Origin of the sequence: Streptomyces sp. WM6386 (genome assembly GCF_000972385.1) — a bacterium.
In the GTDB taxonomy this organism is placed as follows: domain Bacteria; phylum Actinomycetota; class Actinomycetes; order Streptomycetales; family Streptomycetaceae; genus Streptomyces.
Genome location: NZ_JXTE01000635.1, coordinates 1 through 363, shown reverse-complemented (window position 1 = coordinate 363; position 363 = coordinate 1). Strand labels below are relative to the sequence as shown.

Sequence of the window (363 nt, the reverse complement as noted above, 5' to 3'; positions counted from 1 at the left end):
TCTTCCAGAAGTACGGCTACGAGGTCCCCACCACATGGGACGCGTACATCGCCCTGTGCAAGCAGATGAAGAAGGACGGCCTCGTCCCGATCGCGTACGGCGACAAGGACGCCTGGCCGGCGATGGGCTCCTTCGACCAGATCAACTTCCGCCTCAACGGCTACGACTTCCATGTCGAGCTGATGGCGGGCAAGGCCTCATGGACCGACGCGAAGGTCCGCAAGGTCTTCGACACCTGGGCCGAGAGCCTGCCTTATCACCAGGAGGGCGCGGTCGGCCGTACCTGGCAGGACGCCGCCCAGACGCTGGTGGCCAAGAAGGCCGGCATGTACATGCTTGGCATGTTCGTGGCCCAGCAGTTCA

The 363-nt window shown here is 63.6% G+C and carries 1 protein-coding gene; it reads left to right on the top strand.

What is annotated here, in order from left to right:
* On the top strand, positions 1-363 hold a 363-nt coding region (locus TN53_RS43030; RefSeq protein WP_046264372.1), incomplete at both ends, for an extracellular solute-binding protein.